Raw genomic sequence first — 15,934 nt, forward strand, 5'->3', positions numbered from 1 at the left:
AAAACGTCGGACTGTTTTTCTGACGCAGGAGTGAAGATGAAATTTGAACTGGATACCACAGACGGTCGCGCTCGCCGTGGCCGCCTGGTTTTTGATCGTGGCGTAGTAGAAACGCCTGCTTTTATGCCGGTCGGTACTTACGGCACAGTAAAAGGCATGACGCCGGAAGAAGTTGAAGCGACCGGCGCACAGATTATCCTCGGCAACACTTTCCACCTGTGGCTGCGTCCGGGTCAGGAAATCATGAAACTGCACGGCGATCTGCACGATTTCATGCAGTGGAAAGGGCCGATCCTCACCGACTCCGGCGGCTTCCAGGTGTTCAGCCTGGGCGATATCCGTAAGATAACCGAGCAGGGCGTGCATTTCCGTAACCCGATCAACGGCGATCCGATTTTCCTCGATCCCGAGAAGTCGATGGAGATTCAATACGATCTCGGTTCCGATATCGTGATGATCTTCGATGAATGTACACCGTATCCGGCCGACTGGGACTATGCTAAACGCTCAATGGAGATGTCTTTGCGTTGGGCGAAGCGCAGCCGTGACCGTTTTGATAGTCTCGGCAACAAAAATGCGCTTTTTGGCATCATTCAGGGCAGTGTTTACGAAGATTTACGTGATATCTCCGTCAAAGGTCTGGTAGATATCGGCTTTGATGGCTACGCTGTCGGCGGTTTGGCTGTCGGTGAGCCGAAGGAAGATATGCACCGCATTCTGGAACATGTTTGCCCGCAGATTCCGGCAGATAAACCGCGTTACCTGATGGGCGTCGGCAAACCAGAAGATCTGGTTGAAGGCGTGCGTCGCGGTATCGATATGTTTGACTGCGTGATGCCAACGCGAAATGCCCGTAATGGTCATTTGTTTGTGACTGACGGCGTGGTAAAAATTCGTAACGCGAAACATAAAAGCGACACCAGTCCGCTCGATGCTGAGTGTGATTGTTACACCTGTCGCAATTATTCGCGCGCTTACTTGCATCATCTCGACCGTTGCAACGAAATATTGGGCGCGCGACTCAACACGATTCATAACCTTCGCTACTACCAGCGTTTGATGGCGGGTTTACGCAAGGCTATTGAAGAGGGTAAATTAGAGAGCTTCGTGACCGATTTTTACCAACGTCAGGGTAGACCAGTTCCACCTGTGAACGTTGATTAATTTTAATAATGAGGGAATTTGAATGAGCTTTTTTATTTCTGATGCGGTAGCGGCAACAGGTGCTCCGGCGCAGGGCAGCCCGATGTCTCTGATTCTGATGCTGGTGGTGTTTGGTCTGATTTTCTATTTCATGATCCTGCGCCCACAGCAAAAGCGTACCAAAGAACACAAGAACCTGATGAACTCCATTGCGAAAGGCGATGAAGTACTGACTAACGGTGGTCTGGTGGGTCGCGTGACTAAAGTAGCAGAATCTGGCTACATCGCTATCGCGCTGAACGACACCACTGAAGTGGTTATCAAACGTGATTTCGTAGCTGCCGTTCTGCCGAAAGGCACCATGAAGGCGCTGTAATTTATTGTTTTCCCAAAGGGAACTGCCGTGTTAAACCGTTATCCTTTGTGGAAGTATGTCATGCTGATCGTCGTTATTGTCGTCGGTCTGCTCTATGCGCTTCCCAACCTGTATGGTGAGGATCCGGCTGTTCAAATCACTGGCGTGCGCGGTGCTGCCGCCAGTGAGCAAACGCTGATCCAGGTCCAGAAAACGTTACAAGAAGATAAAATCACACCTAAGTCTGTGGCTCTGGAAGAGGGTGCTATTCTCGCGCGCTTCGACTCCACTGATACCCAACTGCGCGCACGTGAAGTATTAATGGGCGTACTGGGCGATCAGTACGTCGTGGCGCTTAACCTTGCTCCGGCAACCCCGCGCTGGCTGGCTGCCATTCACGCAGAACCGATGAAACTCGGTCTTGACCTGCGTGGCGGCGTTCACTTCCTGATGGAAGTGGATATGGACACCGCGCTGAGTAAGTTGCAGGAACAAAATATCGATAGCCTGCGCAGCGATCTGCGTGAAAAAGGCATTCCTTATACTACCGTTCGCAAAGAAGATAACTACGGTCTGAGCATCACTTTCCGTGATAGCAGCGCCCGTGATGAAGCTATCTCTTACCTGAGCAAACGTCACCAGGATCTGGTTATTTCCAGCCAGGGCAGCAATGCTCTGCGTGCGGTAATGACCGATGCGCGCCTGAGCGAAGCCCGTGAATACGCGGTACAGCAGAACATCAACATTCTGCGTAATCGTGTTAACCAACTGGGTGTTGCTGAGCCGGTGGTACAACGTCAGGGTGCTGACCGCATTGTGGTCGAACTGCCGGGTATTCAGGATACCGCGCGTGCGAAAGAAATTCTGGGCGCAACCGCGACGCTGGAATTCCGTCTGGTAAATACCAACGTTGACCAGTCTGCTGCGGCATCCGGGCGTGTACCGGGTGACTCGGAAGTGAAACAATCTCGTGAAGGTCAGCCGGTTGTGCTGTACAAGCGCGTGATCCTGACCGGTGACCATATCACCGACTCCACTTCCAGCCAGGACGAATACAATCAGCCGCAGGTTAACATCTCGCTGGATAGCGCAGGTGGTAACATCATGTCCAACTTCACCAAGGACAACATCGGTAAGCCGATGGCGACCCTGTTCGTGGAGTACAAAGACAGCGGTAAGAAAGATGCCAACGGTCGTGCAGTACTGGTGAAGCAGGAAGAGGTGATTAACATCGCCAATATCCAGTCTCGCCTGGGTAATAGCTTCCGTATCACCGGTATCAACAACCCGAACGAAGCACGCCAGCTTTCCCTGCTGTTACGTGCCGGTGCGTTGATTGCGCCGATTCAGATTGTTGAAGAACGTACCATCGGCCCAACCCTGGGTATGCAGAACATTAAACAGGGTCTGGAAGCATGTCTGGCCGGTCTGGTGGTGTCTATCCTGTTCATGATCTTCTTCTATAAGAAGTTCGGTCTGATTGCGACCAGTGCGCTGATTGCTAACCTGGTGCTGATTGTCGGTATTATGTCGTTGCTGCCGGGTGCTACGCTGAGTATGCCGGGGATTGCGGGGATCGTCTTAACCCTTGCCGTCGCGGTCGATGCGAACGTACTGATCAACGAACGTATCAAAGAAGAGTTGAGTAACGGGCGTTCGGTGCAGCAGGCCATCAATGAAGGTTATGCGGGCGCATTTAGCTCCATCTTTGATGCGAACATTACGACGCTGATCAAGGTCATCATCCTGTACGCAGTTGGCACCGGGGCAATTAAAGGGTTCGCGATTACTACCGGTATTGGTGTGGCGACGTCGATGTTTACCGCGATTGTCGGTACACGTGCCATCGTAAACCTGTTGTATGGCGGCAAGCGCGTCAAAAAGCTGTCAATCTGAGGAGTGCGAAGTGGCACAGGAATATACTGTTGAACAATTGAACCACGGCCGTAAAGTCTGGGACTTTATGCGCTGGGACTACTGGGCTTTCGGCATTTCAGGTTTCCTGCTGATTGCGGCCATCGTGGTGATGGGCGTACGCGGGTTTAACTGGGGGCTCGATTTCACCGGTGGTACGGTTATTGAAATCACGCTGGAAAAACCGGCCGATATGGACGTGATGCGCGATGCGCTGGAGAAAGCGGGCTTCGTTGATCCGCTTCTGCAGAACTTCGGCAGCAGCCACGACATTATGGTACGTATGCCGCCAACTGAAGGTGCAGACGGCGGTCAGGTGCTGGGTAGCAAAGTGTTGAGTGTGATTAACGAATCCACCAACCAAAACGCCGCGGTGAAGCGAATTGAATTCGTGGGTCCGAGCGTGGGTGCAGACCTGGCGCAAACCGGTGCGATGGCGCTGATGGCGGCGTTGATCTCCATCCTGGTGTACGTCGGTTTCCGCTTTGAGTGGCGACTGGCGGCAGGGGTAGTTATCGCGCTGGCGCACGACGTGATTATCACACTTGGGATCCTGTCGTTGTTCCATATCGAGATTGACCTGACTATCGTCGCATCACTGATGTCGGTAATCGGTTACTCGCTGAACGACAGTATCGTTGTATCTGACCGTATTCGTGAAAACTTCCGCAAAATTCGTCGCGGTACGCCTTACGAAATCTTTAACGTGTCACTGACTCAAACGCTGCACCGTACGTTGATTACGTCCGGTACAACGTTGATGGTTATTCTGATGCTGTTCCTGTTCGGTGGTCCGGTACTGGAAGGCTTCTCGCTGACGATGCTGATCGGTGTTTCCATCGGTACTGCGTCTTCTATCTACGTGGCATCGGCGCTGGCGCTGAAGCTGGGTATGAAGCGTGAGCACATGCTGCAGCAGAAGGTCGAGAAAGAAGGGGCGGATCAACCGTCGATTCTGCCTTAACCCATCCTGGAGTGAAGATACTGGAATCCCGATCGCAAGGTCGGGATTTTTTTTGCCTGTGAATTAGCGACAGGTAATTATCTTTTCCTGTCGCCACACTACTGACAGTATGCTGTCAGTAGCCCTGCCTTATAGTCCTCCTGAGATTACCCACACAGGCAGGAGGAAGTATGAGCAACGTAATTAATTGGTTTGAAATCCCCGTGGCACAAATGGACCGCGCCATCGCTTTTTATGAGCCAGTAATGCAGGTTTCTTTGCGCCGGGAGAACATGGACTGCGCTGAGCTCGCCGTATTTCCGCATCAGGATCCCGCTCCCGGCGGGGCGCTGGCTAAATTTGACGGTATTACGCCTTCAACGCAGGGCGCTATTATTTATCTGCATACGGACGATTTGGCTGCAACGCTTGAACGCGTCGCCACTGCTGGCGGTCAGTGCGTGTTTGGCCCACTAGAACTGGGTCAGGACATTGGTACGATTGCGCTATTTACTGACAGCGAAGGCAATCGTGTTGGTTTACATCAACCCGCGTAATATTTTCAGCACTGAGGATTAAAATGAGCAGACGCGCCGACCGCTTGTTTCAGATTGTGCAAATCCTGCGTGGCAGGCGAGTGACAACGGCGGCGCTGCTGGCAGAGCGTCTTGAGGTTTCTGAACGGACGATTTATCGCGATATCCGCGATCTCTCTTTATCCGGTGTGCCTATTGAAGGCGAAGTGGGCAGCGGATACCGCTTAATGGCCGGGTTTGATCTACCGCCGTTGATGTTAACGCATCACGAATCAGAAGCATTGATGGTAGCGATTCGATTGCTGAAAACATGGGGTGGGGATTCACTCTCACAGGCGTTGGAATCCGCGCAGGAAAAAGTGTTGGCGATATTGCCGCCAGAGAGTCGGCGCAGAGCCGAGCAAACGCGGATTTTCGCGCCAGATTTTGGTAATCAGCCGCATTCACGCAGTGCCTTCGATCTCATACATCGCGCGGTTTCAGCACAGCAGGTGCTGGCGCTGCATTATCGCGATGAGTCCGGGAACCTCTCCTGGCGCGACGTTCAGCCGCTGGGATTATTTTTCTGGGGCGAGCACTGGCTGCTGGTTGGCTGGTGCGAGAAGCGTGACGATTATCGTTGCTTTCGCGTTGATCGATGTCTGAAGATTACGCCACTCGACAGGCATTTTCGCGAATCGGCAGATCGCTCGCTAAGTGACTTTTTGCGTAAAGTACGCTGTGAAGACCAGCCATAAAAAAGCCAGCGGTTAAGCTGGCTTGTCTGCGAAACATTGTCTGGATTAGAAGTTGTAACCTACGACCAGGTAACCACCCCAACCGGTAGATTTCGCGCTGAAGTCGCCTTCGCCCCAGTTCAGGGTATCTCCACCTTTCCACTGGCCGCCGTTATGGAAGTAACGCGCTACGACGGAGTAGTGCCAGTGATCGTAGTTCAGCGCCAGGACGTGGCTGGATGCGATAGAGTTGCTGGTGCGGTTCGGATCATCACCCAAATCTGAGCCCCAGTCGAAGTTGGTGAAGCCGATGTAGGTCAACTGGCCGCCCCAAACCTGGGTGATCGGCACAAAGTATTTCACTTTGAAACGGTAGCCATCCCACTCGTTTTCGTTGGATGCGCCATAGTTCTGCCACTGGTATTTAGCATACACGTTCAGGGACAGACCCATCGGCAGACCGGTATCGATATCGGTACCCAGACCCATATACCAGGTGCTCTGGCGGCTGGCTTTGTTATCACCCATATCGTAGATGTAGTTGTTGGCGAAATACCATTCTTTGAACGGACCAAAGCTCAGGTCAGCACCGGTCAGTTTGTCGATGGAGAAACGCGGTTCGATTTCCATAAACAGCGGGGAGCCGTCAGACCAAATACCTTTATCGTTGCCGTTACCCCAGTCGAAGGTTTTCGGAATATCGATGTAGCCATAGAAGTCAAACCAGTCTTTTTTGGCAAACGCTTCGTATTCCAGATACACGTCGTTGTTCAGTTTCGGGGAGAAACGGGTGTGATAGCTACCCACCACGTTGACACTCTGGTGCCACCAGTCGGACAGATATTGCGGTTTGTCATTTTCTGCTGCGTTGGCAGTAAAAGACGAGGAGAGCGCCAGCACTGCACCGGCTGCAAGTAATGTTTTTTTCATATGTATGCCACTGTTTGAAATCCCTTTCGGGAGTGAAAAATGCGCAATTTGCGTTTCTAAATATTTCGTAATTCTTCGGAGCCTATTATAAAAATCATTGTTCACAAAAATATGTCTTGTTTCACAGTTCTATCATTTACGTAATCGATTGCGTTCACGTTTGCGTACTTTAGGCGGCGAATTGTACTGGCTCCCATGAATGTTGCCAAGTTTTACCAGAAATATCGGTTATGTCAGGGGAGTAACAAAAAGAAGCAGAGTGATGTTGCGGAACGCACAAAACGTTCCGCAAAAAAGTTTATTGGCTAACAGGCTGGACATCGTGGATGCGCACAAATCCTAACTGATCTGGAGTGAGGCCATTTATCTGTAACGGAATGTCTACGTCGCTGGGAGCAAGAATACTCGCCGGAGCGTTGACCAATTGGTTATGAACGTTCACTTCCTGATAGTTGTCCGTGGTGCCCTGAATTTGCCCGTACTCGACGGTGGCGCTAAAGGCGGGTAAAGGCGTGTTGGATTCACCCTGAATTCGTAGCGTCAGGCGCGTACCATCGGCGTTCGGCGCAATGTTCACCAGCGACATGCGTAAGGTGCCAATCTGGCTGTCCAGTCGTGCCGGGGTTTTGGAGCCCGGCAGCAGATAGGCGCCGCTGGTTGATTTTGCATTCAACATATTTTGTTGCGTAATTTTTACCGTTTCCTGATTAAGCTGCGTCATCTCTTTATTCAACGTGCTAACGCTTTGATGCATCTGGCGTACTTCGCTTTGCTGTGCGCAGGCACTAAGACTAAAGAGACTTCCCACCAGGAGAATTCTTAGGTAACGTCTTGTCATTGTGATTACTTCCTTCATTGTCGCGATAACATAATGGTAGTGTGCACTGAGCACGAAGGCATCGATCCTTTGTCTCAAAAGCGCAGCGCCTTTGTTGTCACGGCAGTTCAGGGTAAAATAGATTCTGTTAACCACTGAGGTACAGGACGCCGTATGCATTGCCCATTCTGTTTCGCCGTAGACACTAAGGTAATTGACTCTCGTCTTGTAGGCGAGGGCTCCTCGGTACGCCGCCGTCGGCAGTGTCTGGTTTGTAACGAACGTTTCACCACTTTTGAAGTGGCTGAACTTGTCATGCCGCGCGTTGTGAAAAGCAACGATGTGCGTGAACCCTTTAATGAAGAAAAGCTGCGCAGCGGCATGCTCAGAGCGCTTGAGAAACGGCCTGTCAGCGCAGATGACGTCGAAATGGCGTTAAACCATATCAAATCACAGCTGCGTGCGACGGGCGAGCGTGAGGTGCCGAGCAAGATGATTGGCAACCTGGTGATGGAGCAGTTGAAAAAGCTCGATAAAGTCGCCTACATCCGCTTTGCCTCTGTCTACCGGAGTTTCGAAGACATCAAAGAATTTGGCGAAGAGATTGCTCGCCTACAGGACTAAGCCATGCAGGATGAATTGTACATGGCGCGCGCGCTAAAGCTTGCTGCGCGCGGACGTTTTACCACTCACCCCAACCCCAACGTGGGCTGCGTGATTGTGAAAGATGGGGAGATCGTCGGTGAAGGATATCATCACCGAGCGGGCGAACCACATGCCGAAGTTCATGCTCTGCGGATGGCCGGAGAAAAAGCGCAGGGGGCAACTGCCTACGTGACGCTTGAACCCTGCAGTCATCATGGTCGCACGCCGCCGTGTTGCGATGCGCTGATTGCGGCGGGGGTGTCGCGTGTGGTTGCGGCGATGCAGGATCCCAATCCGCAGGTCGCAGGACGTGGGCTCTACCGTTTGCAGCAGGCGGGTATCGACGTCAGCCACGGGCTGATGATGAGCGAAGTTGAGCAGCTGAATAAAGGCTTCCTCAAGCGCATGCGTACGGGATTCCCGTATCTTCAGCTTAAGCTTGGCGCGTCGCTTGATGGCCGTACAGCGATGGCCAGCGGTGAAAGCCAGTGGATCACCTCGCCACAGGCGCGCCGCGATGTGCAACGCTTGCGCGCGCAAAGCCATGCCATTTTAACCAGCAGTGCGACGGTGCTGGCAGACGACCCTCAGCTTACCGTGCGTTGGTCGGAGCTTGGGGAGTCAACTCAGGCGAGTTACCCGCAGGAAGAGCTGCGTCAGCCAATCCGCATTGTTCTTGATAGCCAGAATCAGGTCACACCGGCGCACCGAATTGTGCAACAGCCTGGAGAAACCTGGATTGTCCGGACTGAAGACGACCCTCGTAGCTGGCCGGAGACGGTGCGCAGCCTGAAGGTGCCGGAACATAACGGGCATCTGGATCTGGTGGTGCTAATGATGCAACTGGGCAAACAGCAAATTAACAGCATTTGGGTTGAAGCAGGCCCAACGCTCGCCGGGGCATTATTACAGGCCGGTTTGGTCGATGAGCTAATCGTGTATGTTGCGCCTAAACTGTTAGGCAGCGATGCGAGAGGATTATGTGTGCTTCCAGGCCTTGAGAAACTGGCTGACGCACCCCATTTCAAATTCAATGAGATACGCCAGGTGGGCCCGGACGTTTGCCTGCATTTAACGACTGCGTGAGGCTTTCTGATTTAGAGGAAGCAGCGCACAGAATATTATGATAAAATCCGCCCCCCTTACGGGGCCATAAATCGAACCCGAAGGAAGAATATGAACATTATTGAAGCTAACGTTGCTACCCCGGACGCTCGCGTCGCCATCACCATTGCGCGTTTCAACAACTTTATCAATGACAGCCTGCTGGAAGGTGCTATCGACGCCCTGAAACGTATTGGCCAGGTTAAAGATGAAAACATTACCGTTGTTTGGGTTCCTGGTGCATATGAGCTGCCACTGGCGGCTGACGCACTGGCAAAAACCGGTAAATACGACGCGGTGATTGCGCTCGGTACGGTGATCCGTGGCGGTACCGCGCACTTCGAATATGTGGCTGGCGGTGCAAGCAATGGCCTGGCGCATGTCGCTCAGGACAGTGGCATTCCGGTAGCCTTCGGTGTTCTGACCACCGAAAGTATTGAACAAGCCATCGAACGTGCTGGCACTAAAGCCGGTAACAAAGGCGCAGAAGCTGCACTGACTGCGCTTGAAATGATTAATGTATTGAAAGCCATCAAGGCCTGATTTTTGTAAGGGGAAATCCGTGAAACCTGCTGCTCGTCGCCGCGCCCGTGAGTGTGCCGTCCAGGCGCTCTACTCCTGGCAGTTGTCCCAGAACGACATCGCTGATGTTGAATACCAGTTCCTGGCGGAACAGGACGTTAAAGATGTCGACGTTCTGTATTTCCGTGAACTGCTGTCCGGGGTGGCGACTAACAGCGCGTACCTGGATGGATTAATGAAGCCTTACCTGTCTCGTCTGTTGGAAGAGCTGGGTCAGGTAGAAAAAGCCGTACTGCGTATTGCGCTGTTTGAATTGTCTAAACGTAGTGATGTGCCGTACAAAGTGGCCATCAACGAAGCGATTGAACTGGCAAAAACCTTCGGCGCTGAAGATAGCCACAAATTCGTGAACGGCGTACTGGATAAAGCAGCACCTGTGATTCGCCCCAACAAAAAGTAATCCCGAGGCCGGCTGGATGGTGGAACCTGTTTCCGCTGTCCCCGGCTTTTTCTTTTTTTTCTGCTGAGGCATAACGTATGGCATGTGGCGAGTTTTCCCTGATTGCCCGTTATTTTGACCGCGTAAGAACTTCTCGTCTTGATGTCGAAACCGGTATTGGTGACGACTGCGCACTTCTGAACATCCCTGAAAAACAAACGCTGGCGATCAGTACCGATACGCTGGTGGCAGGCAACCACTTTCTCCCCGACATTGATCCGACCGATCTCGCCTGGAAAGCACTGGCGGTGAATTTGAGCGATCTGGCGGCGATGGGGGCGGATCCTGCGTGGCTGACGCTGGCGCTCACGTTACCTGACGTCGATGAAGCCTGGCTGGAAGCCTTCAGCGATGGCCTGTTTGAACTCCTCAATTACTATGATATGCAGCTGATTGGCGGTGACACCACGCGTGGGCCGCTGTCGATGACGCTGGGTATTCATGGCTACGTCCCCGTTGGGCGGGCCTTAAAACGCTCTGGCGCGAAACCGGGTGACTGGATTTATGTTACCGGCACGCCGGGCGACAGTGCGGCCGGGCTGGCGATTTTGCAGAACCGATTGCAGGTTGCAGATGCAACAGACGCGGACTATCTTCTGCAACGCCATCTGCGTCCCACGCCGCGTATTTTGCAGGGACAAGCCCTGCGCGATCTGGCCAGTGCGGCTATCGATCTCTCCGATGGCCTGATTTCTGATTTGGGACACATCGTCAATGCCAGCGGCTGTGGCGCGCGGGTTAACGTTGAGTCGCTGCCATACTCCACGGCATTGTCACAGCACGTTGAGCCGGAACAGGCCCTACGCTGGGCGCTCGCGGGTGGCGAAGATTATGAGTTATGCTTTACCGTACCGGAAATTAATCGTGGTGCGCTGGACGTGGCGCTGGGAAATCTCGGCGCAGCGTTTACCTGTATTGGGCAGATGAGCGCCGATGTGGAAGGCATTCACTTTACGCGCGATGGAAAACCCGTCACGTTTGACTGGAAAGGATATGACCATTTTGCCGCGCCTTAAAAAAGATGTCGCCAAAAGCCGCCTGAGTATGCGCAATCCGTGGCACCTGTTAGCCACCGGTTTTGGCAGCGGGCTGAGCCCAATTGTTCCTGGCACGATGGGATCGCTGGCGGCAATCCCTTTTTGGTATTTAATGACCTTCCTGCCGTGGCAGCTGTATTCGCTGGTGGTGATGTTATCTATCTGTATCGGCGTTTATCTGTGCCATCAAACGGCGAAAGATATGGGCGTGCACGATCACGGTAGCATTGTCTGGGACGAGTTTGTCGGGATGTGGATTACCCTGATGGCGCTGCCGACCAACGACTGGCAGTGGGTTGCCGCCGGATTTGTGATTTTCCGTATTCTGGATATGTGGAAGCCGTGGCCGATTCGTTGGTTTGATCGCAACGTGCATGGCGGGACGGGGATCATGATCGACGATATTGTGGCCGGAATACTCTCTGCCGGAATTTTGTATTTTATCGGTCATCACTGGCCGGTAGGTATCATTTAACCCTTTTCAGGGACTATTGTAGGCCCGATAAGCGCCGCGACATCGGGCGTTCAGTGCCGGATGCGCTATGCTTATCCGGCCTACAATCTTCAACCGCGCTTATTTAAATCCCACCACCGGATGCTGTTTGTACGGCGTTTCCAGCTCGGCAATTTGCTCCGGCTTCAACGTTAAATCTACCGCGTTGAGCAACTCATCCAGCTGTTCCTCACGTGAAGAACCAATAATTGGCGCTGCCACGCCGGGTTTGCTCAGCAGCCAGGCCAGCGCAACCTGTGCCCGCGTTACACCCAACTCCTCACTGACACCGGTCAGTCGTGCGGCGATTTGCGCGTCGTTTTCATCGCTCTCGTTGTACAAATTTTTACCGACTTCATCGGAAACCAGACGTGCGGTCGTTTCTCCCCAGGGACGCGTCAGGCGACCGCGCGCCAGCGGGCTCCATGGGATAACGGCCACGCCTTCCTGATAGCAAAGCGGCAGCATTTCGCGTTCTTCTTCGCGGTAGATCAGGTTGTAGTGATCCTGCATGCTGACGAACTGCGCCCAGCCGTGTTGCTTCTGTAAGGCCAGAGCCTGGGCAAACTGCGAAGTGTGCATGGATGAGGCGCCAATATAGCGAGCTTTACCGGCTTTCACGACGTCGTTTAGAGCCTCCAGCGTTTCTTCGATTGGCGTGTTGTAATCCCAGCGGTGAATTTGCAGGATGTCCACATAGTCCATACCCAGGCGTCTGAGGCTGTCGTCGATTGAGCGCAGGATTTGTGCGCGGGATAAACCTTCCGCTAAATCATCCACCTGGTGAAAGACCTTGGTAGCGACCACGACATCTTCGCGGCGGGCGAAATCACGCAGCGCGCGGCCGACAATCTCTTCGCTGCTGCCAGCGGAGTAGCTGTTGGCGGTATCGAAAAAGTTAATGCCGCCCTCAAGGGCGTGTTTGATTATCGGGCGGCTGCTTTCTTCAGGTAGCGTCCAGGCGTGATTGCCGCGATTGGGTTCGCCAAATGTCATGCAACCCAGGCAAAGGCGGGAGACCCGTAGGTCGGTTTTTCCTAAGATGTTGTATTTCATCAATCCACTCCTGCTTAGCTCGTGATGAATTAAGCATAGCAGGAGCGGGGAGGGGATTATGCCAGCCAGGCCTTGATTTTGGTCTCAATTCCGGCGGCATTCAGACCCAGATCGGCACGAGCTTCATCCTGAGTTCCCTGCGGGATGAAGAAGTCAGGTAGGCCAATGTTCAGCACCGGGACGGGCTTACGATGGGCCATCAGCACTTCGTTTACGCCGCTGCCAGCACCCCCCATAATGGCGTTCTCTTCAATGGTAACCAGCACCTCGTGTTGGGCAGCCATTTCAAGGATCAACGTCTCATCCAGTGGTTTTACAAAGCGCATATCGACCAGCGTGGCGTTCAGCGACTCTGCGACCTGAGCGGCTTCCGGCATCAGGGTGCCGAAGTTGAGAATCGCCACTTTTTCCCCGTGACGTTTCACGATGCCTTTACCAATTGGCAGTTGTTCCAGCGGGGTCAGCTCAACGCCTACCGCGTTACCGCGTGGGTAGCGCACGACCGTTGGACCATCGTTGTAGTGATAGCCGGTGAACAGCATCTGGCGGCATTCGTTTTCATCACTCGGGGTCATGATGACCATTTCCGGGATGCAGCGCAGGAAGGAGAGATCGAACGCCCCCTGGTGGGTTTGTCCATCTGCGCCAACAATCCCTGCCCGGTCAACGGCGAACAGGACCGGCAGTTTCTGGATGGCTACATCGTGCAGCACCTGATCGTAGGCGCGTTGCAGGAAGGTCGAGTAAATGGCTACCACCGGCTTGTAGCCGCCAATCGCCAGACCGGCAGCAAACGTCACAGCGTGCTGCTCGGCAATCGCCACATCGAAATAGCGGTCCGGGAACTTACGTGAAAACTCCACCATTCCGGAACCTTCGCGCATTGCCGGGGTGATTGCCATCAGCTTATTGTCTTTCGCTGCGGTCTCGCACAGCCAGTCACCGAAAATTTTTGAATAGCTCGGCAGACCGCCGCTGCTTTTCGGCAGGCATCCGCTGGACGGATCGAATTTGGGTACCGCGTGGAAGGTTATCGGATCTTTTTCCGCAGGCTCGTAGCCACGACCCTTTTTGGTCATGATGTGCAGGAACTGCGGGCCTTTCAGATCGCGCATGTTTTTGAGCGTAGTAATAAGCCCCAGCACGTCGTGACCGTCCACCGGACCGATATAGTTAAAGCCCAGTTCTTCAAACAGAGTCCCCGGCACAACCATACCTTTAATGTGTTCTTCGGTACGTTTGAGCAGTTCTTTAATCGGCGGCACGCCGGAGAAGACTTTCTTCCCGCCTTCGCGCAGCGATGAGTAGAGTTTGCCAGAGAGCAGCTGTGCCAGATGATTGTTCAGCGCGCCAACGTTCTCTGAAATCGACATTTCGTTGTCGTTGAGGATAACCAGCATGTCGGGCCTAATATCGCCCGCGTGGTTCATCGCTTCAAACGCCATCCCTGCGGTGATGGCACCATCACCAATCACACACACGGTACGGCGCTCTTTACCTTCTTTCTCGGCGGCAACGGCAATACCGATACCTGCGCTGATGGAGGTTGAAGAGTGCCCAACGCTCAGTACGTCATACTCGCTTTCACCGCGCCATGGGAACGGATGCAGGCCGCCTTTCTGACGAATGGTGCCGATTTTATCGCGGCGACCAGTCAGAATTTTGTGCGGATAAGCCTGATGTCCCACATCCCAGATTAACTGGTCAAACGGGGTGTTGTAGACATAGTGCAGCGCGACGGTGAGTTCCACCGTGCCCAGACCAGAGGCGAAGTGCCCGCTGGAACGGCTTACGCTGTCGAGCAAATAGCGGCGCAGTTCGTCGCAAAGCTTTGGCAGGCTCTCTTTTGGCAGCAGACGTAACTCCTGGGTGGAGTCGACCAGCGCCAGGGTCGGGTATTTGGCTATATCAAAACTCATCGCAAGCTCATGGGATATGTTGGTTTATTTATCACGCTGGATTATGTAGTCCGCTAGCGCTTCCAGTGCCGAGGTATCGAGTGACTGTGCGGCCAGCAGACTTAGCGACTGGCGGGCGTCCTCGATTAAATCCCGGGCTTTATTCTGGGCTTGCTCAAGACCCAGAAGTGCAGGATAGGTACTTTTGCCAAGCTGCTGGTCAGCACCCTGACGTTTACCCAATGTTGCAGTATCGCCTACCACATCCAGGATGTCATCCTGAACCTGGAAAGCCAGACCGATGCTTTCTGCGTATTTGTCGAGTATTGGCAGGCATTCTCGCCCTTTATCGCCAGCACTTAACGCCCCCAAACGCACGGCGGCGCGAATCAATGCTCCGGTTTTATGGCGGTGAATCCGCTCCAGTGCATCCAGCTCAACCTGATGACCTTCAGCTTCCAGATCCAGCGCTTGACCGCCGCACATACCGGCGATGCCGCTGGCCTGAGCCAGTTCAGAGATCATCGCGATGCGGTCACGGTCAGTGACTTCCGGCATTGGGGCGTCGCTGATAATGGAGAATGCCAGCGTTTGTAGCGCATCTCCGGCCAGGATCGCATTTGCCTCGCCAAATTTTACGTGGCAAGTCGGCAGACCGCGTCGCAGGTCATCGTCATCCATCGCGGGCAAATCATCGTGCATCAGCGAATAGGCATGAATGCATTCGACGGCGGCAGCGGGAGCATCAAGCGTACTCAGGCTGACACCAAACATCTGACCGGTCGCATACACCAGGAACGGGCGCAGGCGTTTACCGCCTAATAATGCGCCATATTGCATGGTTTCTACCACGGGAGTGTTCTGAAAGGGCAGTGGCGCGATAAAACGGCTCAGTGCCTGGTTTGCCTGCTCAACGCAAGCCTGTAGCTGCTGCGTAAAATCCATTTACTCATTATCCGGTGTAAAAGGCGTAAGGGCGGCGTCTTCAGTATCTGACAGCAGGATTTGTACGCGCTGTTCAGCCTGTTGCAATTTGACCTGTCCCTGACGCGCCAACTGTACGCCACGTTCGAATTCGTTCAACGCTTCTTCTAACGGCAGGTCGCCGCCTTCCAGACGGGTAACAATTTGTTCCAGCTCGCTCAGCGCGGTTTCAAAACTGGCGGGCGCTTCATTTTTCTTCGGCATAATGAATGTCTGACTCTCTGTATTGGCAGCACAAGACTATGGTAACGGACTCGCACTGATAAGCAAATAACGCGCAATGTGCACAGTAGCCGCGTGATGGTGATATACTTGCGCGCCTGGATGCAGTCGCGGGTATGG

The 15,934-nt window shown here is 53.5% G+C and carries 18 protein-coding genes; 12 read left to right on the plus strand and 6 right to left on the minus strand.

Annotation, left to right across the window (positions count from 1 at the left end; translation table 11 throughout):
• The first annotated feature begins 36 nt into the window (after positions 1-36).
• The 6 genes from tgt to C2U43_RS05930 all read left to right on the plus strand — a co-directional run bounded on the left by tgt (position 37) and on the right by C2U43_RS05930 (position 5,628).
• Positions 37-1,164 carry a tRNA guanosine(34) transglycosylase Tgt gene (tgt, locus tag C2U43_RS05905; RefSeq protein WP_003021535.1) on the plus strand — a complete coding sequence of 376 codons (1,128 nt, stop codon included), beginning with the start codon at positions 37-39 and terminating at the stop codon, positions 1,162-1,164.
• Between the two features lie 22 nt (positions 1,165-1,186).
• Entirely contained in the window at positions 1,187-1,519 is a 333-nt protein-coding gene (gene yajC / locus C2U43_RS05910) for a preprotein translocase subunit YajC (protein ID WP_003021544.1), read from the plus strand.
• A gap of 27 nt (positions 1,520-1,546) precedes the next feature.
• Positions 1,547-3,394 carry a protein translocase subunit SecD gene (gene secD, locus C2U43_RS05915; RefSeq protein WP_003021547.1) on the plus strand — a complete coding sequence of 616 codons (1,848 nt, stop codon included), beginning with the start codon at positions 1,547-1,549 and terminating at the stop codon, positions 3,392-3,394.
• A gap of 10 nt (positions 3,395-3,404) precedes the next feature.
• Positions 3,405-4,376 (plus strand): protein translocase subunit SecF, encoded by a 972-nt coding sequence (secF, locus tag C2U43_RS05920; RefSeq protein WP_003021550.1) that lies wholly within the window; start codon positions 3,405-3,407, stop codon positions 4,374-4,376.
• Between the two features lie 170 nt (positions 4,377-4,546).
• Positions 4,547-4,912 carry a VOC family protein gene (locus tag C2U43_RS05925; RefSeq protein WP_008783926.1) on the plus strand — a complete coding sequence of 122 codons (366 nt, stop codon included), beginning with the start codon at positions 4,547-4,549 and terminating at the stop codon, positions 4,910-4,912.
• Between the two features lie 23 nt (positions 4,913-4,935).
• Complete coding sequence (locus tag C2U43_RS05930; protein ID WP_032942528.1) at positions 4,936-5,628, plus strand: helix-turn-helix transcriptional regulator; 693 nt, start codon at positions 4,936-4,938, stop codon at positions 5,626-5,628.
• 45 nt (positions 5,629-5,673) lie between these two features.
• Here C2U43_RS05930 and C2U43_RS05935 read toward each other — a convergent pair whose 3' ends face one another.
• Together C2U43_RS05935 and C2U43_RS05940 are read right to left on the minus strand one after the other, a co-directional pair.
• Positions 5,674-6,537, minus strand: a complete 864-nt coding sequence (locus C2U43_RS05935; RefSeq protein ID WP_003021561.1) for a nucleoside-specific channel-forming protein Tsx — start codon at positions 6,535-6,537, stop codon at positions 5,674-5,676.
• 298 nt (positions 6,538-6,835) lie between these two features.
• Positions 6,836-7,375, minus strand: coding sequence for a DUF3251 domain-containing protein (locus C2U43_RS05940; protein ID WP_020996578.1), 540 nt, complete (start codon positions 7,373-7,375; stop codon positions 6,836-6,838).
• 153 nt (positions 7,376-7,528) lie between these two features.
• Here C2U43_RS05940 and nrdR point away from each other — a divergent pair, with 153 nt between their 5' ends.
• From nrdR to pgpA, 6 genes are all read left to right on the plus strand, one after another.
• Entirely contained in the window at positions 7,529-7,978 is a 450-nt protein-coding gene (nrdR, locus tag C2U43_RS05945; RefSeq protein ID WP_003021571.1) for a transcriptional regulator NrdR, read from the plus strand.
• Between the two features lie 3 nt (positions 7,979-7,981).
• Positions 7,982-9,085, plus strand: coding sequence for a bifunctional diaminohydroxyphosphoribosylaminopyrimidine deaminase/5-amino-6-(5-phosphoribosylamino)uracil reductase RibD (gene ribD, locus C2U43_RS05950; RefSeq protein ID WP_008783929.1), 1,104 nt, complete (start codon positions 7,982-7,984; stop codon positions 9,083-9,085).
• A gap of 90 nt (positions 9,086-9,175) precedes the next feature.
• Entirely contained in the window at positions 9,176-9,646 is a 471-nt protein-coding gene (gene ribH / locus C2U43_RS05955; protein ID WP_003021575.1) for a 6,7-dimethyl-8-ribityllumazine synthase, read from the plus strand.
• Between the two features lie 19 nt (positions 9,647-9,665).
• A complete protein-coding gene (gene nusB, locus C2U43_RS05960) occupies positions 9,666-10,085 on the plus strand; it encodes a transcription antitermination factor NusB (RefSeq protein ID WP_000801129.1) in 420 nt (139 codons plus the stop codon).
• Positions 10,086-10,162: 77 nt separating this feature from the next.
• Positions 10,163-11,140, plus strand: coding sequence for a thiamine-phosphate kinase (gene thiL / locus C2U43_RS05965; RefSeq protein ID WP_103284807.1), 978 nt, complete (start codon positions 10,163-10,165; stop codon positions 11,138-11,140).
• The gene (pgpA, locus tag C2U43_RS05970; protein WP_003021578.1) at positions 11,118-11,636 is read left to right on the plus strand and encodes a phosphatidylglycerophosphatase A; all 519 of its coding nucleotides are present in this window, start codon (positions 11,118-11,120) and stop codon (positions 11,634-11,636) included. The genes thiL and pgpA overlap by 23 nt, the downstream gene beginning before the upstream one ends.
• Positions 11,637-11,735: 99 nt before the next feature.
• On the opposite strand, the gene yajO is transcribed toward pgpA, so the two are convergent.
• The 4 genes from yajO to xseB are packed head-to-tail and all read right to left on the minus strand — an operon-like array spanning position 11,736 to position 15,796.
• Entirely contained in the window at positions 11,736-12,710 is a 975-nt protein-coding gene (yajO, locus tag C2U43_RS05975; RefSeq protein WP_103284808.1) for a 1-deoxyxylulose-5-phosphate synthase YajO, read from the minus strand.
• 56 nt (positions 12,711-12,766) lie between these two features.
• A complete protein-coding gene (gene dxs / locus C2U43_RS05980; protein ID WP_003830996.1) occupies positions 12,767-14,629 on the minus strand; it encodes a 1-deoxy-D-xylulose-5-phosphate synthase in 1,863 nt (620 codons plus the stop codon).
• Between the two features lie 24 nt (positions 14,630-14,653).
• Entirely contained in the window at positions 14,654-15,553 is a 900-nt protein-coding gene (ispA, locus tag C2U43_RS05985) for a (2E,6E)-farnesyl diphosphate synthase (protein WP_008783932.1), read from the minus strand.
• Entirely contained in the window at positions 15,554-15,796 is a 243-nt protein-coding gene (gene xseB / locus C2U43_RS05990) for an exodeoxyribonuclease VII small subunit (protein WP_003021586.1), read from the minus strand.
• Positions 15,797-15,934 lie beyond the last annotated feature (138 nt).

Source organism: Citrobacter freundii complex sp. CFNIH9 (assembly GCF_002903305.1).
Taxonomy (GTDB): Bacteria; Pseudomonadota; Gammaproteobacteria; order Enterobacterales; family Enterobacteriaceae; genus Citrobacter; species Citrobacter portucalensis.

Coding starts and splice junctions, on each gene's coding strand:
- pgpA (WP_003021578.1), top strand. CDS start 11,118: ATGACCATTTTGCCGCGCCTTAAAAAAGATGTCGCCAAAAGCCGCCTG.
- tgt (WP_003021535.1), top strand. CDS start 37: ATGAAATTTGAACTGGATACCACAGACGGTCGCGCTCGCCGTGGCCGC.
- xseB (WP_003021586.1), bottom strand. CDS start 15,796: ATGCCGAAGAAAAATGAAGCGCCCGCCAGTTTTGAAACCGCGCTGAGC.
- C2U43_RS05925 (WP_008783926.1), top strand. CDS start 4,547: ATGAGCAACGTAATTAATTGGTTTGAAATCCCCGTGGCACAAATGGAC.
- ribH (WP_003021575.1), top strand. CDS start 9,176: ATGAACATTATTGAAGCTAACGTTGCTACCCCGGACGCTCGCGTCGCC.
- C2U43_RS05930 (WP_032942528.1), top strand. CDS start 4,936: ATGAGCAGACGCGCCGACCGCTTGTTTCAGATTGTGCAAATCCTGCGT.
- C2U43_RS05935 (WP_003021561.1), bottom strand. CDS start 6,537: ATGAAAAAAACATTACTTGCAGCCGGTGCAGTGCTGGCGCTCTCCTCG.
- dxs (WP_003830996.1), bottom strand. CDS start 14,629: ATGAGTTTTGATATAGCCAAATACCCGACCCTGGCGCTGGTCGACTCC.
- yajO (WP_103284808.1), bottom strand. CDS start 12,710: ATGAAATACAACATCTTAGGAAAAACCGACCTACGGGTCTCCCGCCTT.
- thiL (WP_103284807.1), top strand. CDS start 10,163: ATGGCATGTGGCGAGTTTTCCCTGATTGCCCGTTATTTTGACCGCGTA.
- ispA (WP_008783932.1), bottom strand. CDS start 15,553: ATGGATTTTACGCAGCAGCTACAGGCTTGCGTTGAGCAGGCAAACCAG.
- yajC (WP_003021544.1), top strand. CDS start 1,187: ATGAGCTTTTTTATTTCTGATGCGGTAGCGGCAACAGGTGCTCCGGCG.
- ribD (WP_008783929.1), top strand. CDS start 7,982: ATGCAGGATGAATTGTACATGGCGCGCGCGCTAAAGCTTGCTGCGCGC.
- C2U43_RS05940 (WP_020996578.1), bottom strand. CDS start 7,375: ATGACAAGACGTTACCTAAGAATTCTCCTGGTGGGAAGTCTCTTTAGT.
- nrdR (WP_003021571.1), top strand. CDS start 7,529: ATGCATTGCCCATTCTGTTTCGCCGTAGACACTAAGGTAATTGACTCT.